18 protein-coding genes and 2 tRNA genes are annotated in these 23,798 nt (G+C 39.7%); 8 read left to right on the top strand and 12 right to left on the bottom strand.

Going from position 1 to position 23,798, the window contains the following annotated elements:
• Positions 1-152 precede the first annotated feature (152 nt).
• The 5 genes from ACNSN2_RS05640 to ACNSN2_RS05620 all read left to right on the top strand — a co-directional run bounded on the left by ACNSN2_RS05640 (position 153) and on the right by ACNSN2_RS05620 (position 4,358).
• A complete protein-coding gene (locus ACNSN2_RS05640; protein ID WP_138604919.1) occupies positions 153-1,508 on the top strand; it encodes an MATE family efflux transporter in 1,356 nt (451 codons plus the stop codon).
• On the top strand, positions 1,486-2,535 hold the full coding sequence (locus tag ACNSN2_RS05635) for a DUF3080 family protein (RefSeq protein ID WP_418608738.1): 1,050 nt from the start codon (positions 1,486-1,488) through the stop codon (positions 2,533-2,535). The genes ACNSN2_RS05640 and ACNSN2_RS05635 overlap by 23 nt, the downstream gene beginning before the upstream one ends.
• A gap of 113 nt (positions 2,536-2,648) precedes the next feature.
• Positions 2,649-2,725 (top strand) — tRNA-Val (locus ACNSN2_RS05630).
• A 153-nt stretch (positions 2,726-2,878) separates the two neighbouring features.
• A tRNA-Val gene (locus ACNSN2_RS05625) sits at positions 2,879-2,955 on the top strand.
• A gap of 587 nt (positions 2,956-3,542) precedes the next feature.
• Positions 3,543-4,358 (top strand): amino acid ABC transporter substrate-binding protein, encoded by an 816-nt coding sequence (locus ACNSN2_RS05620; RefSeq protein ID WP_418608737.1) that lies wholly within the window; start codon positions 3,543-3,545, stop codon positions 4,356-4,358.
• Here ACNSN2_RS05620 and ACNSN2_RS05615 read toward each other — a convergent pair.
• Positions 4,355-5,278, bottom strand: coding sequence for a hypothetical protein (locus ACNSN2_RS05615; RefSeq protein ID WP_138620960.1), 924 nt, complete (start codon positions 5,276-5,278; stop codon positions 4,355-4,357). The two genes, ACNSN2_RS05620 and ACNSN2_RS05615, sit on opposite strands and share 4 nt — an antisense overlap.
• Before the next feature lie 314 nt (positions 5,279-5,592).
• Here ACNSN2_RS05615 and ACNSN2_RS05610 point away from each other — a divergent pair, with 314 nt between their 5' ends.
• Positions 5,593-6,492 (top strand): substrate-binding periplasmic protein, encoded by a 900-nt coding sequence (locus tag ACNSN2_RS05610; protein ID WP_418608736.1) that lies wholly within the window; start codon positions 5,593-5,595, stop codon positions 6,490-6,492.
• 73 nt (positions 6,493-6,565) lie between these two features.
• Here the strand turns inward: ACNSN2_RS05610 and prpF are convergent, their stop codons facing one another.
• The 5 genes from prpF to ACNSN2_RS05585 form a co-directional block, all read right to left on the bottom strand.
• Entirely contained in the window at positions 6,566-7,738 is a 1,173-nt protein-coding gene (gene prpF, locus ACNSN2_RS05605; protein WP_418608735.1) for a 2-methylaconitate cis-trans isomerase PrpF, read from the bottom strand.
• A 12-nt stretch (positions 7,739-7,750) separates the two neighbouring features.
• A complete protein-coding gene (gene acnD / locus ACNSN2_RS05600; RefSeq protein WP_418608734.1) occupies positions 7,751-10,360 on the bottom strand; it encodes a Fe/S-dependent 2-methylisocitrate dehydratase AcnD in 2,610 nt (869 codons plus the stop codon).
• Positions 10,361-10,454: 94 nt separating this feature from the next.
• Complete coding sequence (gene prpC / locus ACNSN2_RS05595; protein WP_290158224.1) at positions 10,455-11,582, bottom strand: bifunctional 2-methylcitrate synthase/citrate synthase; 1,128 nt, start codon at positions 11,580-11,582, stop codon at positions 10,455-10,457.
• Between the two features lie 25 nt (positions 11,583-11,607).
• Positions 11,608-12,486 (bottom strand): methylisocitrate lyase, encoded by an 879-nt coding sequence (gene prpB / locus ACNSN2_RS05590; RefSeq protein WP_138570618.1) that lies wholly within the window; start codon positions 12,484-12,486, stop codon positions 11,608-11,610.
• Between the two features lie 70 nt (positions 12,487-12,556).
• On the bottom strand, positions 12,557-13,270 hold the full coding sequence (locus tag ACNSN2_RS05585; protein ID WP_010389679.1) for a GntR family transcriptional regulator: 714 nt from the start codon (positions 13,268-13,270) through the stop codon (positions 12,557-12,559).
• Positions 13,271-13,534: 264 nt separating this feature from the next.
• Between ACNSN2_RS05585 and rsmF the strand changes: the two genes are divergently transcribed.
• The gene (gene rsmF / locus ACNSN2_RS05580) at positions 13,535-14,974 is read left to right on the top strand and encodes a 16S rRNA (cytosine(1407)-C(5))-methyltransferase RsmF (RefSeq protein WP_418609043.1); all 1,440 of its coding nucleotides are present in this window, start codon (positions 13,535-13,537) and stop codon (positions 14,972-14,974) included.
• A gap of 866 nt (positions 14,975-15,840) precedes the next feature.
• Positions 15,841-16,212 (top strand): GxxExxY protein, encoded by a 372-nt coding sequence (locus ACNSN2_RS05575; RefSeq protein WP_138570616.1) that lies wholly within the window; start codon positions 15,841-15,843, stop codon positions 16,210-16,212.
• 754 nt (positions 16,213-16,966) lie between these two features.
• Here ACNSN2_RS05575 and ACNSN2_RS05570 read toward each other — a convergent pair.
• The 6 genes from ACNSN2_RS05570 to ACNSN2_RS05545 are packed head-to-tail and all read right to left on the bottom strand — an operon-like array spanning position 16,967 to position 23,764.
• Positions 16,967-17,680: a VpsP family polysaccharide biosynthesis protein gene (locus ACNSN2_RS05570; RefSeq protein WP_418608733.1), complete on the bottom strand. Its 714-nt coding sequence runs from the start codon at positions 17,678-17,680 to the stop codon at positions 16,967-16,969.
• Entirely contained in the window at positions 17,673-18,401 is a 729-nt protein-coding gene (locus ACNSN2_RS05565) for a tyrosine-protein phosphatase (protein ID WP_418608732.1), read from the bottom strand. The genes ACNSN2_RS05570 and ACNSN2_RS05565 overlap by 8 nt, the downstream gene beginning before the upstream one ends.
• An 11-nt stretch (positions 18,402-18,412) precedes the next feature.
• Positions 18,413-20,620, bottom strand: coding sequence for a GumC family protein (locus ACNSN2_RS05560; RefSeq protein WP_055011813.1), 2,208 nt, complete (start codon positions 20,618-20,620; stop codon positions 18,413-18,415).
• Between the two features lie 24 nt (positions 20,621-20,644).
• Complete coding sequence (locus tag ACNSN2_RS05555) at positions 20,645-21,166, bottom strand: polysaccharide biosynthesis/export family protein (protein ID WP_250653005.1); 522 nt, start codon at positions 21,164-21,166, stop codon at positions 20,645-20,647.
• A complete protein-coding gene (locus ACNSN2_RS05550) occupies positions 21,163-22,377 on the bottom strand; it encodes an outer membrane beta-barrel protein (RefSeq protein WP_418608731.1) in 1,215 nt (404 codons plus the stop codon). The genes ACNSN2_RS05555 and ACNSN2_RS05550 overlap by 4 nt, the downstream gene beginning before the upstream one ends.
• Complete coding sequence (locus tag ACNSN2_RS05545) at positions 22,361-23,764, bottom strand: undecaprenyl-phosphate glucose phosphotransferase (protein ID WP_418608730.1); 1,404 nt, start codon at positions 23,762-23,764, stop codon at positions 22,361-22,363. Before ACNSN2_RS05545 ends, ACNSN2_RS05550 begins: the two co-directional genes overlap by 17 nt.
• Positions 23,765-23,798 lie beyond the last annotated feature (34 nt).

The following is a 23,798-nucleotide window of genomic DNA, read 5'->3' as shown; positions in this document are numbered from 1 at the left end:
GTATCAAAAGACAAAATCATTCACTTAATAGCACTTATTCATGGTTATTTTCACCACCAAGATGAATTAAATACAAACACCGACCACCAGCATAGCTTGGCAGATCACAATAGATTACAATGCGACTATGTTTTTCTGAATAGCTGTTTTTTATGACTTTTTGTAGTTGGGAAGCCAAACGTTTACTTTCTCTTGCCGTTCCCGTTTTTTTAGCACAAGTAACTTTAGTATTAATGTCTGTGGTTGACACCATTATGGCCGGACAAGTGAGTCCTACCGATTTAGCTGCACTGTCAATTGCAACGGGGATATGGAACCCAATTTTATTGGCAATACAAGGGATTTTATTAGCATTAACGGGCGTTATTGCACAATTCGCTGGTGCTAAAGATCGTAACGGCATCAGCCATTATTTTCAGCAAGCCCTTTATTTAACACTCCTTTTAAGTATTGCTGGTTTTAGTGCAGCGCAGCTTGCCAATACTGTTATTTTACAGCTAGATACCACCCCTGCAATTGCTGGACTTGCTTTTGACTACATTCATTTTGTTAAATGGGGTGTATTTGGCTTTTTAATTTTTACCGTTTACAGAAATATGACTGAAGGCATGGGGATGACCAAGCCTGCATTTTATATTAGCCTACTGGGGCTTGCGGTAAATATTCCACTCAATTATATTTTTATCAATGGCTTATTTGGCCTACCAGCATTTGGCGGAGCCGGTTGTGGTATTGCTACCGCACTCGTATTTACTGTTATGGCCATTGCGCAGGTGACTTATTGCCAACTCAGCAAAAAAGTAGACGCCAAAGGCTTATTAACAGGCTTTGAAAAACCTAACTTTAAAACCATAGGTATTATTACCAAACTCGGTATTCCTATATCACTAGCCACTTTTTTTGAAGTAACCTTGTTTGCCTGTATACCTTTATTTATTGCGCACTTAGGTGCGGTGGCCGTATCTGGCCATCAAATTGCAGCCAGTGTTACGGCACTATTATTTATGATGCCTCTTAGCCTCTCAATTGCAATTAGCATACGAATTGGTAATTTATTTGGGCAAAATCATTTAGATCAATTAAAAGTAGCCGTGTCTACAAGTTATATTTTAGCGGCAATTATCGCTCTATTTATTGCTTTTATTACTTTTATAGGTCGCGATGTGATTAGCGAGCTTTATAGCGATAGCCCTGCGGTACTCGCACTTGCTTCATCAATTATGATTTTAGCCTGTATTTATCAACTTCCTGATGCATTACAAGTGGCTGCAAATGGTATATTAAGAGGGTTAAAGCATACCGCGCCTATTTCTTATATCACTTTTATCTCTTATTGGTTAATCGGCTTTAGTTTAGGCTACGTATTAGCAAGAACAGACTTAATAGTGCCAGCAATGGGCCCTCACGGTTTTTGGATAGGTATCATCGTTGGATTATCAGTTGCAGCTGTACTACTGATGCTGACAGTGCATAGGCGATTTAAACGTGAACCATTTATTCTCTCTTAATCAATCTATAACTACCACACTGCCACTTAAATGGTTACTGGTAGTGTGTTGTATCTTACTTTTTGGCTGCGCAGAGCAGCCCAGTGAGGCAAATAAAACTTATTTGTCTCGCTTAAGTAGTACCTTGCAAGTTCCTAAGCCAAACACAAACCCATTGCAACAACTTACTTTAGTTGAGCCTGTTGAAGCTTTACAACCAGCAATTAAAATTGGCATAACTGAACTTGCTGGTATTAGCCAATGTAAACTGAACGTTTTAATAAGCGAGCATAATAATCAGTTAGGTAAAACAGCCACCGCTGCTAGTAAATTGAAGTACCAAATAGATTTTATTCAAAGCGCGCAAAACTGTTTAAATAGCTTGGATAAACAGAGCAAGATTTACAACAAAATTGCTGCAGCAAAAACTCAAAAACAAGCTCAGCTCACTCAGTTTTTCAACAATATGTTATTTAGTGAACCCGAGCTCAACAGCAGTTGGCAATTAACCGGTCAAGAGCTCAGCACTCAACCGGCTGGGTTTAGCGACACAGTTGAGGGGCTTAAAAAGCTAACTACCATAAAACAGCTAATAGAAAACCAAAATAGTATGGCAATAAACAGTGATGATATTTTGTCAGCGCTTGAGCCGCTTAACAGATACGAGTTTAACCAACAACTTATTCAAGCCGCGCGTGAACAAATTAGCTTAAATCATGCGGCAACCCAGTTTGTAAACACTTTAACGCTTGAAGATATATGCCCAAAGGGTAAAAACAAGCAGCAAGCTAAAATTGTCAGTAATATATTCAATAAATATTACTTGAAACAAATTCAGCCTTATCAAGCGCAGCTTAGTGGTTATTTAGAAACATTGCAGCCGCTGTATGTGCAACTGTGGTTTAATCAAGCAGTAAGCAGTGAAGGAGTAAATGCCCTTCTTGACCCAAACGCTAAAAACTTACTCGCTCAGCTAAAATCGTCAGCAAAAGAGCATGTTATATGGTGGCAAAAATTTTATAAAACGTGTGAAATCAGTCCAATATGAATAAAAAAACGGCAAATAAACTCAAATAGCATAAACATGCTTGATTCACTCCCCATCACGCTATATATTAGCGACCGTTGTTAAGCAATTAACAACTCTTAAATACATGCAGTACGACTGTAGCTCAGTTGGTTAGAGCACTACCTTGACATGGTAGGGGTCGGTGGTTCGAATCCACTCAGTCGTACCAAAATTAGTAAATAATGTATTTAAAGTACGTTGGAGGAAACAGCACTACCTACTCTTGATCACCCGGTCCAGAGGTCAGTGGTTTGAATCCATTCAGTCGTACCAAATATACTTTACCCCCAAAAGTATATTTAATTTAAGAATTTAAAATTGTACGACTGTAGCTCAGTTGGTTAGAGCACTACCTTGACATGGTAGGGGTCGGTGGTTCGAATCCACTCAGTCGTACCAATCTCCATATCTACACTATTAAAAAAGAAAAAGGACTACCTACTCTTGCTCACCCGGTCCAGAGGTCAGTGGTTCGAATCCACTCAGTCGTCCCAATCTCCATATCTGCACTGTAAGAAAGAAAGAGCACTACCTACTCTTGATCACCCGGTCCAGAGGTCGGTGGTTCGAATCCACTCAGTCGTACCAATTCAAAAAATACCTCAAGAAAAAGCACTACCTACTCTTAATCACCCGCTCCACAGGTCGGTGGTTCGAATCCACTCAGTCGTACCAATCTTCATATCTACACTGTTAAAAAAGATAGAGCACTACCCTCTCTACATATCTACACAATAAAAAAAGAATGTAGGTCGGTTAAGTGGCGAAGCCACGCCACCCGACATCGGTGAAACACCCCAACACCAAACATCACCCAACATAAAGCAAAACTGCACCGATATTGGTTAATATCCAACACCGTCGGATGACATCCATTTAATCACCCTGCAAAGTCAGTATTTATTGCTTGATAATTCATACTATGTTAACAAATAGACTATCTTTTAAATTAATACATCAAAAGCACGCTAAGAAAGGATTTAACTATGAAGTTTGTTACGCTCATTTTACTAGCCTTACTTGGCTTTTCAGTTGAAGAGGCTCATGCAAAAACGGTGGTTAAAGTAGGTGGCTATGAGTTCCCTCCTTATATAGAAATTGTTGATGGGCGTGTTTCTGGTCTTACCGTTGAATTAATAAGCGAGCTCAATAAAATACAGTCTTCTTATCATTTTGAATTAGTACTAACCACGCCTATTCGTCGCTTTAAGGATTACCAAAAAGGCCTATTCGATTCGGTTTTTTTTGAGAACCCGAACTGGGGGTGGCAACAAGGGAATAATGTAATTAGTAACTCCCCTGTTATAGCAATAGATACAGAAGTATTTATTGCTTTAAGGCAATTTGCAAAATCTCAAGCCTGGTTTGATAACTTAGAAGATAAAACCTTAGTGGGTATTTTAGGCTACCATTATCCGTTAGCTAATTATGAAAGTAGCCCCTCAGTTCTTGAAAACGAATATAAAATGACTTTATTAAGCAGCCATAAAAGAAGTATTGAATTAGTATTAAAAAAACGCAGCGATTGCGCTATTGTTACTCGCTCTTACCTAAATCAATACTTTAGCAAGTATCCAAAAAGCAAGCGTTTGCTACTTGTGTCTGAGCGAGTTACACAAACCTATAATCATCAATTATTACTCCGCCCAAACCACACGCTAGATATAAGCACCTTGTATAAATGGGTAAAGCAAGCACTCACGCAAGGCAATATTGCAGCTAGGCTAAAGCAACTTGGGCTTCAACAGTCTCCTCTAACTTCACCTTTACTGCTCACTAGCCAAACAAATACTGCTAATTAATGGCAGTAACTAGAAAACTTACTATTTTCATCATTTGTCGCAAACTCAACTAATGTCATTAGTAAATCACTGTGCTTATGCGTAAACCCAGTATTAGAAAGACGCTTTTCTAAATAGGCGGTAAAGTTTTTTCGCTGCTGGTGTTGGCTTTGTAACTTAATTAAAAGCTCTGACTGTTTTTGGTTAATTAATCGTGTCTCGTATATCGGGTCTTCATCTGGCCAATTCTCTACTGGAGAGCCCTTTTGTTGAAACACAAAATCACTCAACGAGCGTTCTATTTTATTATAATCATGCTCCCCTAGCAGTTTTTCTATCTCTTTTAGTAAACTTGAGTATAACACCCGAGGAAAAAGCTTATAAAAATCATGATTTTTGAAAGACTCACCAGAGGGCGTTTGCTGCCAATTTTCAAAGCTTGCTCGTAAAGCATGTACTAATATACGCCCTACATAATGGCTTTTTTGAAACGAAACGCCTTGCGACTCTAATCTCGATAAAACATGGTTTAACCGTTGCTTTAAACTACGTACTTCTAGTTGTAGTTCGCTTTTTTGAGTCTCTAGTAATTGTATTTCGTCAGCACTTGTTGTTATTTTTTGTTCTAACTTATTTATTTTAACTTGTGCACCATGAAACAAATCACGTGTATCTTTGAGCTCGGCCAATACACTGGCATTTTGTAATTTTATAGGCGAATTACCATCGCCTTTATAGGTTATGGTCTGTTTACTGTTTTTTAATGCTTCGTTTAACGCGCGCTCTAATTTACTGTCTATTACTTGACCAGACTTACTGCCTTTGAGCAACGTGGTTAGAGTTAAAGAAATATGCTTTTGATACCAATTTTGGATGTGTTCACATTGCACATCAGATAAATTAGCAAATGGATTATCTTCACTTATTGGCTTATTAGCCATAAAAGTTCCCTCTTGTAAAAACACCTTTAATTATCATACCAACACAATTGGTGATTTATTACAGCACCTAGAAATAGAGTAATATGAAAATTATTTATATAGTTATTCTATTTAATACGATTGAATTTTCATGTTATTAATAAAATAAGTACTAAATCGTATTTAAGTTAAATTACTTGTATTCGCATGTTAATAGTTATCGCTTTTTAAGGCTATATTTAATTGTATGAATACTAAAAGAACCTTACCATTTAAGTTGTTTATTCCAGATAACACACTAAACTTAACTGTACATATAAAAATGCATTATCCTTATGAGAATATTTTTAGTCGCTACCTTATTTATTTCACTTTTTGCTTACGCAGATCCTGCGCCAGTAACTTACACAGTTAATGATAAAAATATCACCCTTCCTGGCGAAAAATACAAAAGCGGTTACGGTTATAATTTAGAGGCTGATACCGTCCTTCGTTTAGTCACTCTCAACTGGCCTCCCTACATAGACGATAACTTATGCAATAAAGGCTGGCTATACCAGCTCACAGTTAGCATGCTGGTAAAGCGTGGTTATGGCGTTCATATTGAATTTTATCCTTGGGCGCGTGCAGTTCGCGAAGCAGAGCTAGGCAAAGCCGATATATTATTTCCTGAGTACTATATTGACGACGATGTCATATCCGAAAATATTCTAACAAAAACACGAAATCAGTTATTGGCGCTATCAGAACCTATTCCAGGCGGCTATTTATCATTTGTTGCGCTAAAGGATCATACTATTGACTACGATGGCAGCATTAACTCTGTAAAAAACCGAGTGATGGGCGTCGTTCGTTCATACAAGAATAGTGCTAAACTCGATGAACTTATTGATCAAGGTGAAATAAAAACCATTGTGGCAAACAGTGAATATCAGCTTATTCACTTGCTATTAAACGGTCGTGTTGAGCTTATTGTTGCTGACTTAGAAGTACTTAAAGCCAGCGTTTACAAGTCACTTTTATCAAATAGAGATAAAAAAAGGATGCTAAATGCGCTCGTTGCATTAATGCCAAGCATTGAATACAAAAATCTATATTATTCTGTAACTAAAAGTGCATCACAATGGCAATCTATTTTGGAAGATATAAATACTGAAATTGCGAATATGCATGCAAACAATGAGTTTGATAGCTTTATAAAAAATAAAAAACAACAGTGTTATAACCTTGGATAATTAACGATTTATTTTAAACTACATGGTAACTATAAAGCTGATGCTCTCAAAGCCATCAGCTATTATATAATGTTTAAAAATCAAATGGCGCTCTTACCCAGCCTTCCATTAAAACACGCGCGCTGCGGCTCATACTGGCTTTGCTAACCTGCCATTGGCCATTTGTAACCACCGCCTCTGCTCCCACTTTTAATGTGCCCGAAGGGTGACCAAAGTTAACTTCATTAATAGCACCACCACCGGCGGCTAAATTAACTAATGTTCCTTCAACTGCCGCAGCAGTACCAATAGCGACAGCGGCAGTGCCCATCATTGCATGATGTAACTTACCCATTGACATAGCACGGACTAACAAATCGATATCACTTGCATTAACCTGCTTACCACTTGAAGATATATAATCATGTGGAGAAGCCACAAATGCCACTTTAGGTGTGTGCTGGCGTGCTTGTGCTTCATTAATATTATTAATTAAGCCCATTTTTACTGCCCCATGGGCACGAATGCTTTCAAGCTTAGTGAGTGCGGCTTCATCAGCGTTTATGTCATCTTGTAGTTCAACACCGGTATAACCAATATCACTGGCATTTACAAAAATAGTCGGAATACCAGCATTGATCATAGTTGCTTTTAACGTGCCCACGTTTGGAACTTCTAAATCATCAACTACGTTGCCTGTTGGAAATAGCGCACCATCACCATCAGCAGGGTCAATAAATTCAAGCTTTACTTCAGCGGCAGGAAAGGTAACACCATCTAACTCAAAATCACCGGTTTCTTGTACTTCACCATTGATCATGGGTACATGCACTAAAATACTTTTTTTAATGTTAGCCTGCCATACACGCACAATGGCAATGCCATTATCAGGTACTCTACCTTTATCGACTAAACCATTACTGATTGCAAATGCGCCAACTGCAGAGGTTAAATTACCGCAGTTGCCACTCCAATCTACAAACGCTTTATCAATCGCGACTTGACCAAATAAATAATCAACATCGTGATCGGGCTGTTCACTTTTACTTAAAATAACGGTTTTACTGGTGCTTGATGTTGCGCCACCCATACCATCGGTTTGTTTACCGTATGCATCTGGGCTACCAATAACGCGCAATAATAAGCTATCGCGCGCCTCACCTGCCACTTGGGCAGGCGCAGGTAAATCGGTTAAATTAAAAAATACGCCTTTACTGGTGCCACCACGCATGTATGTCGCTGGCACTTTAATTTGTGGTTTAAACATAAATGTGCGTCCTTATGATGCTTGCGTAGCTTCTAAAAAGTCTTGCGCAAAGCGTTGTAAAACACCGCCTGCAGCGTAAATAGAGAGCTCTTCTTGCGTATCTAATCGGCACTTCATTGGTACGTTTATTACCTCACCATTTTTACGTGTAATAACCAGTTCCAAAGTTGCTCCTGGTGTTGGCTCACCCTTTACATCGTAGCTTTCGCTACCATCAAGATTAAGTGTTTTACGCGTTGTGCCTGGCTTAAACTCAAGCGGCAAAACGCCCATACCAATTAAGTTAGTACGATGAATACGTTCAAACCCTTCGGCTGCAATAACCTGAACACCAGCAAGCCTTACACCTTTTGCCGCCCAATCGCGCGACGAACCTTGCCCATAATCGGCACCGGCAACTATAATAAGCGGTTGTTTGCGCTGCATGTAGGTTTCGATGGCTTCCCACATACGCGTGTTTTCACCTTCTGGCTCTATGCGTGCGTACGATCCTTGCTTCACTTCGCCGTTTTCATCCAATACCATTTCGTTTAATAATTTAGGATTGGCAAACGTGGCGCGCTGCGCGGTTAAGTGATCGCCTCGGTGCGTTGCGTACGAGTTAAAATCTTCTTCTGGCACGTTCATTTTAGTCAGGTATTCACCTGCCGCGCTGCTTGCCATAATCGCATTAGAAGGTGATAAATGATCGGTTGTAATGTTATCGCCAAGTACCGCTAATGCACGCATACCACTCATACTGCGCTCACCTGCTAATGCTCCTTCCCAATAAGGAGGGCGACGAATATACGTACTTTCAGAGCGCCAATCGTATAATGGGTCGTTATCTTCGCCGTAATCAACGGTTAAGTTAAACATTGGCTCGTATACTTTTCTAAACTGCTCAGGCTTAACACTTTGCTTGATCACTGCATCTATTTCTTCATCAGATGGCCATAAATCTTTTAAGGTTACATCGTTACCTTGCTGATCCTTACCGAGGATATCTTTTTCTATATCAAAACGAATGGTACCAGCAATAGCATAAGCAACCACAAGCGGTGGAGACGCTAAAAACGCTTGCTTTGCATACGGATGAATACGACCATCAAAGTTACGGTTACCCGAAAGCACCGCTGTTGCGTATAAATCGCGTTCAATGACTTCTTGTTGAATTTTAGGGTCTAGTGCACCACTCATACCGTTACAGGTAGTACAGGCAAAACCAACAATACCAAAACCAAGCTGCTCAAGCTCTGGTAATAAGTTTGCATCTTCAAGGTACGATTGTACTGCTTTAGAACCCGGTGCCAATGAGGTTTTAACCCAAGGTTTACGCATTAATCCTTTGGCATTTGCATTTCTCGCTAATAAACCTGCCGCAATTACATTGCGCGGGTTACTGGTATTAGTACAGCTAGTAATAGCGGCAATAATACACGCGCCATCTGGCATTAAGCCCTCTTCGTTTTCAACAACGCCCGAAATACCTTCTTTAGCTAAATCGCTGGTAGATACACGACGATGCGGATTTGAAGGCCCTGCAATGTTGCGCCCTACACTTGATAAATCAAATTTAAGCACACGATCGTAATGCGCTGTTTTTAAGCTGTCGCTCCATAGCCCTGCTGTTTTAGCGTAGTTTTCTACTAGTGCAATTTGCTCTTCATCGCGACCTGTTAAACGTAAGTAATCAATAGTTTTATCGTCAATGTAGAACATAGCGGCGGTTGCGCCAAATTCTGGGGTCATGTTCGAAATGGTCGCTCTGTCACCCAGGGTTAGTGCATCTGCACCTTCACCGTAAAATTCGAGGTAAGTCGATACCACACGTTGCTCGCGTAAAAATTCGGTAATAGCCAATACAATATCGGTTGCAGTAATGCCCGGTTGGCGTTTACCGGTAAGCTCTACGCCAACAATATCTGGTAAACGAATGTACGATGCGCGCCCTAGCATTACACTTTCGGCTTCAAGGCCGCCCACGCCAACAGCAATAACACCTAATGCATCAACATGCGGTGTATGGCTGTCGGTACCTACTAGCGTGTCTGGGAATGCAATACCATCACGATTTTGAATAACCGGCGACATTTTTTCAAGGTTAATCTGATGCATGATGCCATTGCCCGGCGGGATCACATCAATATTTTTAAACGCGGTTTTTGTCCAGTTTATAAAATGGAAACGGTCATCGTTGCGTCTGTCTTCAATAGCGCGGTTTTTCTCAAACGCTTCAGGATCAAAGCCTGCGTGCTCAACAGCTAATGAATGGTCAACAATCAGTTGAGTAGGTACAACTGGGTTTACTTTTGCAGGATCGCCGCCTTTTGCAGCAATAGCGTCACGCAGGCCAGCTAAATCAACTAGAGCGGTTTGCCCTAAAATATCGTGACATACAACGCGTGCCGGATACCATGGAAAATCTAAATCTTGCTTGCGCTCAATTATTTGGCTAAGCGCATCGGTTAGCATATCGGGTTCACAGCGGCGCACTAAGTTTTCGGCAAATACACGCGAGCTATAAGGGAGAGTAGCGTATGCGCCTGGTTTAATGGCATCTACCGCGGCTTGGGTATCGTAGTAATCTACATTTGAGCCTGGTAATGGCTTACGGTATTGGGTGTTATTAATAATGGTCATAATAAATTCGCTAATTTGGTGACGGAGGAGAGTGCGGTAAAAGCGTTATAAACAATAAAAGGTGAGCCGAGTGCTCACCTTAAACGCTAACTAATTAGCCTCTTGATTCAATTGGCGTGTAGCTACGCGCATCTGGCCCTGTGTAATCGGCACTTGGGCGAATAATACGATTATTTGCACGCTGCTCTTTTACGTGAGCTGTCCAACCGGTTACACGGCTCATTACGAAGATAGGCGTGAACAACTTAGTAGGAATACCCATAAAGTGGTACGCTGATGCATGGAAGAAATCGGCATTACAGAATAACTTCTTCTCACGCCACATTACTTCTTCACAGCGAACAGACACTGGGTAAAGCACATCGTCACCCACTTCTGCGGCTAATTTTTCAGACCATTTTTTAATAATAACATTACGTGGATCTGACTCGCGGTAAATAGCGTGGCCAAAGCCCATAATTTTATCTTTACGCTCAAGCATGCCCATAAGCGCATCTTCAGCTTGGTCAGCACTAGTAAAGCTTTCAATCATATCCATTGCGGCTTCGTTTGCACCACCATGCAGTGGGCCACGTAAGGTACCAATTGCGCCAGTAACACATGAGTGAATGTCAGATAACGTAGATGCACACACACGACCAGTAAAAGTAGAGGCATTAAATTCATGCTCTGCGTACAAAATTAGTGATACATTCATCACTTGTGCAAATAATTCACTTGGCGCTTTATCGTGTAATAGCGTTAAAAAGTGTGCGCCTACTGAATCATCATCCGTTTGTGTTTCAATACGAACACCGTCATGAGTAAAACGATACCAGTAACAAATAATACTTGGGAAAATTGCCACCATGCGGTCAATCGCATCGTTTGCTTCGCTAAAGTCATTTTCCATTTCAAGGTTACCTAGCATAGAGCAACCAGTACGCATTACATCCATTGGGTGTGCGTCTTTAGGGATGTTCTCTAGCACTGTTTTTAGTGACTCAGGTAAACCACGTAAGCTCTTAAGTTTAGCTTTGTACTCTGCCAGTTCGCTTGATGTTGGTAGCTCGCCGCGTGAAAGTAAAAACGACACTTCTTCAAACTGCGCTTTTTCAGCCAGTTCGCTAATGTCGTAACCACAGTAAGTTAAACCTGAGCCTGTTTGCCCTACTGTACATAATGCTGTTTGTCCTGCTACTTGGCCACGTAAGCCTGCGCCACCTAATGCTTTATCTACCATGATTTGTCTCCTGTTGAATTTTTTATTATTTGTCAGATTTTGCTGAAAAAAGGTTATCTAGCGTATTTTCGTACGAGTGATAATCTAAAAAGTCGTAAAGCTCTGCACGCGTTTGCATACTTTCAATTTGGCTTTGTTGCGACCCTTCATTCAAAATAGCCGAGTACACATTGAGTGCTGCTTTGTTCATAGCTCTAAACGCACTTAGTGGGTAAAGCACCATTTCTACACCCACATCGCTTAACTGCTCTTTGGTGTAAATAGGTGTTTGGCCAAACTCGGTAATGTTGGCTAAGATCGGCACGTTAATCGCTTTGCTAAATGCTTGGTAATCAGCAAGATCATGAACGGCTTCTGCAAAAATGGCATCGGCCCCCGCCTCAACACAGGCTGCTGCGCGGTCTATTGCTGCATTTAAACCTTCTTTTTGAAATGCATCAGTACGCGCCATAATGTAAAAGTCGCTATCGGTTTTAGCATCAACTGCCGCTTTAATACGGTCTACCATTTCAGCTTGAGTAACTATTTCTTTATTAGGACGATGGCCACAACGCTTTTGCGCTACTTGATCTTCTATATGAAACCCTGCTGCACCTGCTTTAGTCATTTCTTTAACGGTACGGGCAATATTAAACGCCCCGCCCCAACCTGTATCGGCATCAACTAATAATGGTAAATCACTAGCACCGGTAATACGGCGAATATCTTCAAGCACGTTATCAAGGCTAGTCATGCCTAAATCTGGCATACCAAATGAGGCATTAGCCACACCTGCACCCGATAAGTAAATAGCCTGATGGCCCATTTTTTCTGCCATCATTGCGGTATACGCGTTAATAGTACCCACAACTTGTAACGGGTGGTTATTTGCAATTGCCTGTTTAAATTTTAATCCTGCTGACATTACCTTCTCCTAACTTTGAACGGGGCTGCTCTTTGGCAGCTTAGTATTTTTTAATAATGTTACATCTGTACTAGTTTGCCATTTCATTTTGAGTGGCTTGTACTGATTGATATCCATCAAATTTTGTTTGTATATTTGCTTGAGAAGCACTGATATGGCGCTTCATTAGCATTTCAGCGAGCTCACCATCATGGTTTTCTATGGCGTTAATAATGGCTAAATGTTCGTCAAACGCTTTCGATACGCGTGGCCCAACCATACCCATTTGTACACGGTACATTCTTATTAACTGGTACAGATCGTGGCATAACAAATGTATTAAATGAGCGTTTTTACTGCCTTTGATGATTCGATAATGAAAGTCTAAATCGCCTGCCTCTTGATAGTACGACTCACCTTCTTTAACACGCTGAGTTTGCAAATGCTGATTCAGTAATTGTTTCAAGCTTTGTACTTCATCGGCTGCCATATTGTCGGCAGCTAACCTACATGCAAGTCCTTCAAGGGCACTGCGCACCTGATACACTTCAATTAAACGCTCCGCGGTTAATGCTACAACACGACAACCTATATTGGCTTTGCGCTCAACTAAATAACAACTTTCTAAACGATTTAATGCCTCTCTAAGTGTTGCACGGCTTACACCATAACGCTTTGCCAGTTCTGGCTCTGATATTTTACTGCCTTGTGCAATACTGCCTTCTACAATTTCGCGGCGCATATCTACAAACACTTTATCGGAAGCGGTTGTAACTGCGGTATCGTTTAAAAAGTGCTGTGTCATAAAGTATTTTTATATTGTCGACAATTTATGGGTTAACTATGTGCTTATTAGCTAACAGTGTCAACCCTAAAAGTGCTAAGGATGAGCAAAAAACCACCACATTGTCGACAGCATTAGCCAAAAGTATAATAATTTTTAGTATTGAGTGCGTTTTTCACAATAAGGTGTCGACACTTTAAAGGTGCTACTATTTCGACTTTAACACTGAAAATAATCGCTAAAAATGCTATTATCAGCCTTTAATTTTATTGTATGAGCCAAATCGTGGACGCTAACACTTATATCCCCAAGCAATTTATTGACGACGTAAAAACTTATCTGCCTGAGCACCTTACGTTAGATGATTTTTTAAGTGCCTGTCGTCGACCTTTACGTAAGTCTGTTCGCGTTAATACATTAAAAATGAGTGTTGAAGAATTTAAACGCCATGCGGCTCAAAAAAATTGGCAACTCACTGCTATTCCGTGGTGCGATGAAGGCTTCTGGCTTGAGCGCCCAAATAATGAAGAGCAAAATTTAGCGCTGGGCAATACCGATTTACATTTAAGTGGCGCAATGTACGTACAAGAGGCAAGCTCAATGTTGCCGCCAATGGCACTAAAGCACAGCCTGCAAACTAGTAACACAGTACTCGACATGGCCTCAGCCCCGGGATCAAAAACATCACAATTAGCGGCACTAATGAATAACCAGAGGGTTCTCGTTGCCAATGAGCTATCGTCATCTCGTTTAAAAGTGCTCAGTGCTACGTTAAAGCGTATGGGTGTGGGTAATTGTGCCCTTTCACATTTTGATGGCGTTGTATTTGGTGATTACATGTTCGAATGTTTTGACAGCATATTGCTAGATGCGCCATGCTCTGGTGAAGGCACAGTTCGTAAAGATAGCGATGCATTAAAAAATTGGTCTATCGAATCAAATGTTACTATTGCCCAAGTACAAAAAGATCTGATTAAAAGTGCATTTTACGCACTTAAACCTGGCGGTACATTGGTGTATTCAACCTGTACATTAACCCCTCTCGAAAACCAGCAAGTGTGTGATGCATTGCTAGAAGAATTTGGTGAGTACATTAAGCCAGAGCCTTTAAATGATCTTTTCCCTGGCGCAGAAAAAGCCACTACAGACGAGGGTTACTTACATGTTTGGCCTCAAACCTTCGACAGCGAAGGCTTTTTTATTGCTAAATTTAAAAAGCACAGCAGCTGCGAAAACCAAAATCTAAAAGTTAAAAAAGGTGCATTCCCTTTTAGTGACTTTGATAGTAAACAGCAAAGTGCGTTTATGAGCTCCCTCAAAAAGCAATTTGGTTTAACGAGTCTACCAGGCACATTAATGCAGCGAGACAAAGAGCTTTGGCTGTTTCCAGATGAATTTGAAGCGATACAAAACAAAATTAAATATGCTCGATTAGGTATTCAGGTTGGTGTTATTCATAAAAATGGGGTACGCCTTGCTCACGAGTTTGCCACCGTATTTGGTAAGCAATGTAAAAGTAATGTACTGGAATTAACCAATCAACAAGCCAGTGATTACTTTAATGGTAAAGACATTCGTTTGGATGAGGTTGTTAAGGCAACTGGCGAAGTGATCCTGACCTTATGTGGTTGCCCTATTGGTTTAGGAAAGTGGCAAAAAAATAAGGTTAAAAACTCACTACCTAGAGATTTGGTGCAAAATACGCAGTTAATAAACTGGGAGTAAACCCTAACTTAAATGTAAAAAAGGTGTGCATAACAAATGTAACCCACTGTAATTATTGCAGTATAAAAAACGAACAAAAATGTGTATTTTTGAAGCTTTTGACTATACTTAAATAACTTTCTTCTTCTCCCTAAGAATCTGAAAGTGTCTTTAGTTAGCGCAGGGCTCACATGTGAGCCCCTCTATAACCCAGAGTTCCTTATAGCTCTGGGTCTTTTTTTGTCTAGACAAAAGTTAACGGGCTTCGGGGATCGGGTTACGAGCTTAATCCCGAAACTTGCCCTAGCATTACAATTAGATCTTTAAGAGAAATTATGCACAAAGAGGTTATGAGTCGCTACGCTTTTAGAGATAGTGTCAAAACAATTAATCACTTCGGTTAGTGGCTTTGGTTTCTCATTTACTTCTCATTCGCTTCTCTCAGTGCAATAAGATCTTTAAGAAAATTATGCACAAAGAGGGCTAAGAGACGCTGCGCTTTTAGAGGATGACACTTAAAAATCAGAAGCTGTACTTTTCACGCGGGCAAGCTCAGCGTCTATCTATAAGTTATGAGCTCTACTTAAGATCTGTTTGATCTTCTCATTTGCTCCTCATTCGCTTCTCTCAGTTCAATTAGGTCTTAGTGAATTATTCATATAAAGGATGAAAAGGTTCTGCGATTTAGAGGACGTGACAAATACAGAATATTTTAATTAATAACTAGGCCTAGTATTTAATGTTTTCTCATACAATTTTCTATGTTAGGTAAGCTTTGAATTGTTGTGTAAAGGATAAATTATTTTACTAAACTATAATCAGTCTAAATCAATACAAGCAGAAATAAAAAATCTAACTCTTAAAGTTACCATTGAATAAGGATAATCATGCACATTGACGAGTTAACACAAATAGTTATTGGCTGCGCTATAGAGGTACACAAAACCTTAGGCCCTGGCTTATTGGAGTCAAGCTATGAATCTTGTTTAATGTATGAGTTATGTCAGGCTGGGTTATTTATTAAAAATCAAGTTGAACTACCAATAATTTACAAGGAACAATATATTGCAACAGGCTATAAATTGGACATTTTATTACCAAATGAATTAATAATTGAACTGAAGGCCGTTGATAAACTACAACCTATTCACTCAGCTCAGTTGATTACATATATGAAGCTATCAAATATAAATACGGGCTTACTAATTAACTTTAATACACTAAAGTTGGTTGATGGTATCAAGCGCTTTAATTTATGATTTTTCAATCAACTTGATAGTTAATATTCTCTTAAGTGAAGATGCACAAAGAGGATTAAGAGGCGCTGCGCTTTTAGAGGTAGTGACAAAATAATTATTCAATTGGATTAGGGCTTTGGTTTCTCATTTACTACTCATTCCCTTCTCTCAGTGCAATAAGATCTTTAAGAGAAATTATGCACAAAGAGGTTATGAGTCGCTACGCTTTTAGAGATAGTGTCAAAACAATTAATCACTTCGGTTAGTGGCTTTGGTTTCTCATTTACTTCTCATTCGCTTCTCTCAGTGCAATAAGATCTTTAAGAAAATTATGCACAAAGAGGGCTAAGAGACGCTGCGCTTTTAGAGGTAGCGACAAAATAATTAGTACTTAGGTTAATGGCTTTGGTTTCTCATTTACTTCACATTCGCTTCTCTCAGTGCAATTAAATCTAAGCAAATCATGAGCAAGGAGGATTAAGAAACGCTGCGCTTTTAGAGATAGTGACAAATACAGAATATTTTAATTAATAACTAGGCCTAGTCGTTAGTGTTTTCTCATTTACTCCTCATTCGCTTCTCTCGGTGCAATTTGGTCTTGGTGAATTATTTAAAAAAAAGAAGTTATAGACACTTAGCATTTAGAAGATAAAAATACTCAAAACCAGAAGCTGCGCTTGTTAAGCGAGCAAGCTATGCGTCTACAATCAACCCTAAATTCTGAGACCTTAGCACGTACCTCGCAGCCCATATCTCGTTGCTCGAAGCGTGTATTTTAACCACAGTATTTATTAAACATCCAACTGTTTCTAATAGCCTCATAATGAGAACCAAATTGAAGCGATAAACACACTATAGGTAGTCGGTTCATTTCTTTCGCCATACTAAAGATGTTATTAAACTTATAGCCGTATTTAGAGGCTAACTTTAGCTCATTCACATAAAGGGCTTTGTAGGTAGGTGGTAGTTCATTCCAGTGCATTAACGCAATTTGGATGATACCTAAGTGAACATCTAACTTATACGGCCCAACTTTTTTAGCTTGCTGAATATAATCATATACCCGCTTGGTAGGGCCCTCTTGATAACTTACTACTTGTGCCAAGCTTATCCAGGTTAGTGCCCAAGTTTGTCTAAGCTCAACCGACTTTAATAACGCTTGCTCAGCCTGTTGGTATGTTTGCTTAACTTTATCTGACTGCTCACTTGATGTGGTATCAATACCGGCTAAACCTAGCATTTTTATATGGGCTAAAAAGTGCCAATAATGAGGATGGTCAGGATCCATATTTGTAGCCAACGTAATCGCATTTTCTGCAGCTTGAAGCGATGAACCAGATAAAGCGCCATCCGACTCTTGCACAATATTAAGTGCATTAAAGTACCACGCATTTGCACGCATACTTTGCATACTGGTATAAGCGATAACAAGTACAATCATGGCTAATATAGCAGCAGGAACTGCCTTGAACATGTTTAATTTAGTCATTAAATAAACACTCGGTTAGCTGCAGCGGGTTAGTTATAAAAAGCGTTGTAGCCTGCTCTTCACCTAATAATTGCGCTACTGTTTTTCTAGCTTGGCTCAATATAGGAGGTCGGCGTTTTACTGAGTGAGCATCAGAGGCAACATAGTTCACTAAACCATCTTTTAGCATTTGTAACGCTATAGTTTGTGCGCTTTCGCCCCACTCACCTTCAATACTCGATGCCGTTAGCTGAAAATCACAGCCTAACTGCTTTAAGTGTTGAATATAATAAAGGTTTGACTGAATATCGCGGTTACGTTCAGGATGCGGAATAATAACGCGTATATTTTGTTTAGCGAGCCACTGAATAAACTTATCGTAACCTTGCGGCATGTGTGAATGCGGTAACTCTAATAGCAACACGTTTTTGTCTGCTATTTTACCAATAAAAGGCAGTTTATTAGCCATCACCATTGCCATAAGTTCTATGTCTAAACGAACTTCAGCAGCGGCAGCTAATTTTACATTAATACCTTCTTTATGTGCCTCTCGCTTTAAACTCTCTAAATCGTTTTGTATTTGAGCAGTCGCATTATTAAAGCGGCCCACATGTATATGTGGCGTTGCCACCATATGAGTAATGCCATCGTTTTCGGCCAATTTTAAAAGCGCCAAAGATTCAGTTAAATCTTTAGCGCCATCATCAATACCCGGCAAAATATGCGTATGAATATCAATCATAAATTACTTAATTACACTTGTGGCTTTTCAGGTTGCTGTGAGTAATCGTAATAATCATAGTAACCATGGCTATGCTCATCTTTAGACTTACTCATATCTACCTTGTTTAGTACCACACCAGCAACGTGAGCTTTTACTTCAAATAAACGTTCTAGGCCCGCTGTAATTGGTTTAATACGGGTAATGTCTGATTTAACAACATAAACAACTGAATCAACACTTTGTGCAATTACCAATGCATCACTTACTGCTTGTGTAGGCGGTGTATCAACAATAATATGATCGTACTGCGCTTTTAACTCACTAAGCAATTGTGCAAAGCGTGGGCTTGACAACAACTCAAGTGGATTCGACGGTATTTGCCCACTCGGCATAATTGTAACACCCGATTGCGTATCAACATGAACACACTCAGCTAATTGCTCAGTACCAATCATTAAATTACTTAAACCTGGGTGAAATACCGGTATATCAAAACGTTTAGCTAACGTTGGTTTACGTAAATCGGCATCAATTAATAATACCTTACCCATTTGTGCCAACGACATCGCTAAATTAGCAGAAGTGGTGGTTTTACCTTCCCCTGGGGAGGTAGAGGTAACCGCAATAACCTGATGCGCTCGGTCAAGATGAGTTAACAGTAAACTAGTACGGAAGGTACGTACCGACTCAGCAAAGCGGCGATAAGTATCTTCTAAATAAGCATGAATCGGAAAATAGCTCTTTTTAGGAACTGCAACATGCGGCAATAATCCTAACATGCGCTGTGCGAGTTTATTTTCTACATCATTTTTATTTTTAACTGTGTCGTTTAAGGCATCAAAAACAAAGGTCATTACTACCGCAAAACCTAAACTAGCCACAAAAGCTAAAATAACAATTAACTTTTTGTTAGGTTTACTAGGGTTTCTTGGAGCATAAGCCCGGTCTGTAAAGCGCGCTGCAGCTGAACTAAAGTCACTGGTTACTTCGGTTTCTTTAGAGCGGGATAAAAAGGTATTAAAAATATTACGGTTTGTTTCAACTTCACGCTTAAGCTGATTATATTGTGTTTCTTTGCGGGTAATATCTTGATATTCAGCACGAATTTTAGCTAAGTCGCGCTCAAGCGCATTTACAGTTCGCGTTGTTCTATTAAGCTCTTTTTCTATACCGGTAATTAACCCTTTAATTTGCTTATTAAGGTTAGTTTTAACGGTGGCAAGCTCAGATTTAGCTGAAATCATTTTAGGATGTTTAGGGCCGTAAACCTCACTAAGCTCACTCACCTTACGCTCAACCAACACAACTTCGCGTTTAACATCCTGTACAACACGATGTGAAGTAATCTCAGGCATGCTTCCAAGTAACTCTATGTTATCGTTACCATATTCGTTAATAACACGGTTAATGCTTTCAAGGTTATTTTTAGTCGCACGCGCATCAACTAACTGCTTTGAAGTTTGCTCAAGCTCTTGAGTAACCAGCCCAGCTATGCCTTCTATATCAACCAGTTTTTGTTCTTCTCGGTAAGCTTGTAAGCGCACTTCAGAGCTATCTAGTTGTATACGCAATTCAGATAAACGCGTATTTAACCAACTTGACGCCTGCTGTGTAATACCCATTTTAGCGCGCATTTGGCTTTCAATGTAAACTTCACCCACCGTATTTGCTACCAAAGCAGCTAACTTAGGGTCACTTGACTCAAAACTTACACGCACTAATTGCGTTTTCATTATAGGAGAGACACTCAAACGCGATTTGAATGCAGCAAGCAAACCTAACATTTCTCGCTCTGCTTGCTCTTCTTCGCTAAGCGCTGAGCTTTCTTTTTTATTTAAAAAAGGTAACAGCTGCTTAACCATGCCTTTTAACTCACCTGTAAGTGAAGGTTTAGCAATAAAGTCGGTATGCTCTTTTAAGTTGAGTTTAGTAATAACCTCACGAGCAATACTGTTTGACTTAATCACTTCAAATTGAGTTAAGTAATATTCTTTTTTAGTAGAATCTAAGCCATATATTTCGTCAAAACTCACCGCCTTGGTTTGCTCCGACTCAATCAATAAAGTGGCTGTAGCTACATATTTAGGCACTAAAGTTAACGCAACCATTATAGTTAGTAATGTAACTACAATAGCAAAACCTAAAATCTTCCATTTACTTTGCTTAATAACATTAAGATAAGCACCTAAATCAATAACTTCCTCGTTGTTGCTAGGCTTTTCAGATAGTGTATTCATTTTATTATTACTGCCTTAAACTGCTTAAAACAAGCGCTGTTCTATTTTTATGGTGTCACCCGCTGCAATTTGGCTATTTAAACTACCTTTTTGTTGCTGCTGTTTGGTTTGCTCTTTAAAAATAAATATTTTATCAACCGAGGCGCGTTCAGTTAATCCACCGGCCAATGCTATTGCTTGATTTACCGTCATAGCAGGTTGATAAGGATAGCCACCTGGTTTTTTAACTTCACCATGTATATAAAAAGGGCGGTATTCTATAACTTGCGCATACACATTAGGGTTTACTAAGTAATCAGGCTGCAGCCCTTCGCTTATTGTTCGCTCAACTTGCGCAATATTTAAACCCACAAGTTTAACTTTACCTAAAAACGGATAGTTAATCTCACCGCTATTACCAAGCAGTGAGGTTACATCTAAGTCTGGTTGGCCAAAAACTTTAATTTCTATTTTATCACCTGCACCTAAAATGTAGTTTTGCGAATCACTCGCAAAACTACAAAAGCTGAGTAACAATATAAAGCCAGTTAAAATTTTAACCTTCATTCATTACCCTTTAGTGCAAATGTAAAGTTAAGGCCTACAATTACGCGGTCAAACTCAATGTTAGTTTGAGTTGAATTACGGTCAATAAATTCAACATAGCCTGTTAGCATGCCAAAGTTGCTTGCTAAATAATTTAAGCCTAGGCGGGCATTTTTAACTTTATCTTTTCGATTAAAATTACCAGAGTATTGCTGGTCAACGTAATTAGCACTTACTACAGAGCTTAAGTAGTCGCTCCAATCATGCTGCCATGTTGCACCATAAACGCTTTCACGAATGTAATCGCCTTGCACTAATGGATCTTTGGCTGCACGGCTAGTAACTAATTGTAGTGATGAGTAAGAAAGCGGCTTCCATACAGCGGCAGCTTCCCAACTTAAACCACTAAAGTTATCGCGTAAGTTCGATTCAAAGTCTTTATTTTGGTAACCCACTTTAAAAGAACCAGAAGTAACAGCTGTTGCTTCCCATTCCATACCAAACAACACTTTAACGTCGTCTGAGTCACGTGAAATACCGTTTGAATCAATTACATCGTAACGATAGTTTTCTTGCTTTACTTCTAAAAAGGCACGGGTTCCAGCTTGGGTATTATAATAACCTGTAATACCTAGCATAGGTTTGTCGTAATCACGAAATTGCGACACGGCCGTAAAATTTTGATAATTTTTGTTATAATAGCCTGCAGTTAAAGCAACCATTGCTTTAGAGCTAACAGCGCCATATTCATATCGGGCTTTTAGGTTTTGTTGTTGGTAATGAACGAGCTCATCAACAACATTACCTTGACCTTCGGTTAAACCCGCACCGCGTGGCTCGTATAACCAATCAGCATCGCCTGTTACATCTAAACGGTGTTGGCTAGTAAACTCTTTGTGTACACCTGCGCCCAAGTTTACTTGAGTGAAATTATCAGTGGTGTCTTTGTTGTGGAACGACGTGCTTGATGCAATATCAAATTTATAGCTGTCAGGGCCGTCTTCAATAAGCGCTTCTAAACTCGGCGCTATATTCCATATTAAACGCGACTCGGTGTTTTCTGGTGTGCTAAAAAAGTTGTCGTTGCTACTTACACCCAGCTGCAGCATAGGTGTAACCTCAGCGCCATCTTTGGTCATTACACTGCCTGGCTTTAATTCTACTGCCAAAGCTGGTGCTGATAAGCCTAACGCAACGAGTAAAGTGGTAATTGTATTAGTACGCATTTTCACTTTTAAATCCCTTAAAAATTGTCATAAAAATTATTTTTACATCAAACCATAAAGACCAATGTTTAATGTAATGTAAGTCGTATTCAACTCGCTTGGCCATTTTATCAAGTGTATCGGTTTCGCCGCGCCAGCCGTTTATTTGTGCCCAACCGGTAATACCCGGTTTGGTTTTATGCCTAAACATGTAAAATTCTACTTTTTTTCGGTATTCTTCGTTATGGGCAACCGCATGGGGCCTTGGGCCAACAATAGACATGTCACCTTTTAAAACATTTATAAACTGCGGCAGTTCGTCTAGGCTAGTTCGGCGCAAAAAGCCACCTAATGGAGTTATGCGGGTATCGTTTTTAGTTGCCTGAGTCACCACATCGCTGTTTTCAGTCACCGTCATCGAACGGAACTTCCACACTTTTATTTTTTGCCCATCTAAGCCATAGCGATCTTGCTTAAAAATAATAGGCCCTTTAGATGTCAACTTTATTGCGGCAGCAATAATCAATAATAATGGGGTGATTAAGGTAACAATAATAGCCGAAACAACTATATCTTCTGTGCGTTTTATAAACTCATGAGTACCAATACATGGGGCTTCAAACACACTTAGTGTATCTACATCACCGACATGCTCAATGCGAGCATGTATTAAATTTGAGAGTAAAAAGTCTGGCACTATGTGCACATCTACTGTGGTATCGCCCAACTGCAATAAAATGTCGGCTATACGTTTTTGCGCTTTCATAGGCAGCGCAATATAAAGTATGTCTATTTCGCCATTGCGAGCAGCATCTACCGCACTTTGTATACCGCCCTCAACGCCCTGCTGTTCAAGTTGTTCAAATAAACGTTCAGGGCTTCTGTCGTCGTAAAAACCTTTAAAGTTAAACCCAAGCTCATCGTGTTTAACTATTTCAGCATGTAAGTATGCGGCCGACTCAGTGGCACCAATAATGGCCACATTGCGTTGCGATAGCCCTAGTTTACGGCGACTACGTTTATACCAATAAACCCCTAAGCGCCAAATGTACAAATAAGCCACACTTAGTAAAAACCAAATAACCACACCAACGCGTGAAAGCGACTCGGTAAACTTAAATACAAAAGACACAACTAATAAAAACGCAAAAGCAATAAGCACACTACCCCATGCACACATTACCATTGTTCTAAATTTCCCTGCACGCCAAGAGCGATAGGTAGAAAACAGCTCAGCACTGTATAAATAGCTTAGGGCAACAGTTAATGCAGAGGCAGCATAAATCGGAGTGAGTTTAAAACTGTAGAGTAAGGCTGCGCACTGAAAAGCTAAAAATAACGCAAATATATCAAATAATCGGTAAAAATTGGCATCAGAGGAACCTGAAGGTTTAAAAGTCCTTGGAGATGTCATTTTGCTTAATTCCTTATAGCTAATTCAGTGTGAG

Source organism: Pseudoalteromonas sp. US3C1013, assembly GCF_048401115.1.
Taxonomy (GTDB): domain Bacteria; phylum Pseudomonadota; class Gammaproteobacteria; order Enterobacterales; family Alteromonadaceae; genus Pseudoalteromonas; species Pseudoalteromonas undina.
Note: the sequence above shows the minus strand (reverse complement) of the source record. Positions and strands in the feature narration are given on the sequence as shown.

What these genes read in the sequence shown, in the direction of transcription:
- ACNSN2_RS05640 (WP_138604919.1), top strand. Translation starts at nt 153, where the DNA reads ATGACTTTTTGTAGTTGGGAAGCCAAACGTTTACTTTCTCTTGCCGTT.
- ACNSN2_RS05620 (WP_418608737.1), top strand. Translation starts at nt 3,543, where the DNA reads ATGAAGTTTGTTACGCTCATTTTACTAGCCTTACTTGGCTTTTCAGTT.
- ACNSN2_RS05615 (WP_138620960.1), bottom strand. Translation starts at nt 5,278, where the DNA reads ATGGCTAATAAGCCAATAAGTGAAGATAATCCATTTGCTAATTTATCT.
- ACNSN2_RS05610 (WP_418608736.1), top strand. Translation starts at nt 5,593, where the DNA reads ATGAGAATATTTTTAGTCGCTACCTTATTTATTTCACTTTTTGCTTAC.
- prpF (WP_418608735.1), bottom strand. Translation starts at nt 7,738, where the DNA reads ATGTTTAAACCACAAATTAAAGTGCCAGCGACATACATGCGTGGTGGC.
- acnD (WP_418608734.1), bottom strand. Translation starts at nt 10,360, where the DNA reads ATGACCATTATTAATAACACCCAATACCGTAAGCCATTACCAGGCTCA.
- prpC (WP_290158224.1), bottom strand. Translation starts at nt 11,582, where the DNA reads ATGGTAGATAAAGCATTAGGTGGCGCAGGCTTACGTGGCCAAGTAGCA.
- prpB (WP_138570618.1), bottom strand. Translation starts at nt 12,486, where the DNA reads ATGTCAGCAGGATTAAAATTTAAACAGGCAATTGCAAATAACCACCCG.
- ACNSN2_RS05585 (WP_010389679.1), bottom strand. Translation starts at nt 13,270, where the DNA reads ATGACACAGCACTTTTTAAACGATACCGCAGTTACAACCGCTTCCGAT.
- ACNSN2_RS05575 (WP_138570616.1), top strand. Translation starts at nt 15,841, where the DNA reads ATGCACATTGACGAGTTAACACAAATAGTTATTGGCTGCGCTATAGAG.
- ACNSN2_RS05570 (WP_418608733.1), bottom strand. Translation starts at nt 17,680, where the DNA reads ATGACTAAATTAAACATGTTCAAGGCAGTTCCTGCTGCTATATTAGCC.
- ACNSN2_RS05565 (WP_418608732.1), bottom strand. Translation starts at nt 18,401, where the DNA reads ATGATTGATATTCATACGCATATTTTGCCGGGTATTGATGATGGCGCT.
- ACNSN2_RS05560 (WP_055011813.1), bottom strand. Translation starts at nt 20,620, where the DNA reads ATGAATACACTATCTGAAAAGCCTAGCAACAACGAGGAAGTTATTGAT.
- ACNSN2_RS05555 (WP_250653005.1), bottom strand. Translation starts at nt 21,166, where the DNA reads ATGAAGGTTAAAATTTTAACTGGCTTTATATTGTTACTCAGCTTTTGT.
- ACNSN2_RS05545 (WP_418608730.1), bottom strand. Translation starts at nt 23,764, where the DNA reads ATGACATCTCCAAGGACTTTTAAACCTTCAGGTTCCTCTGATGCCAAT.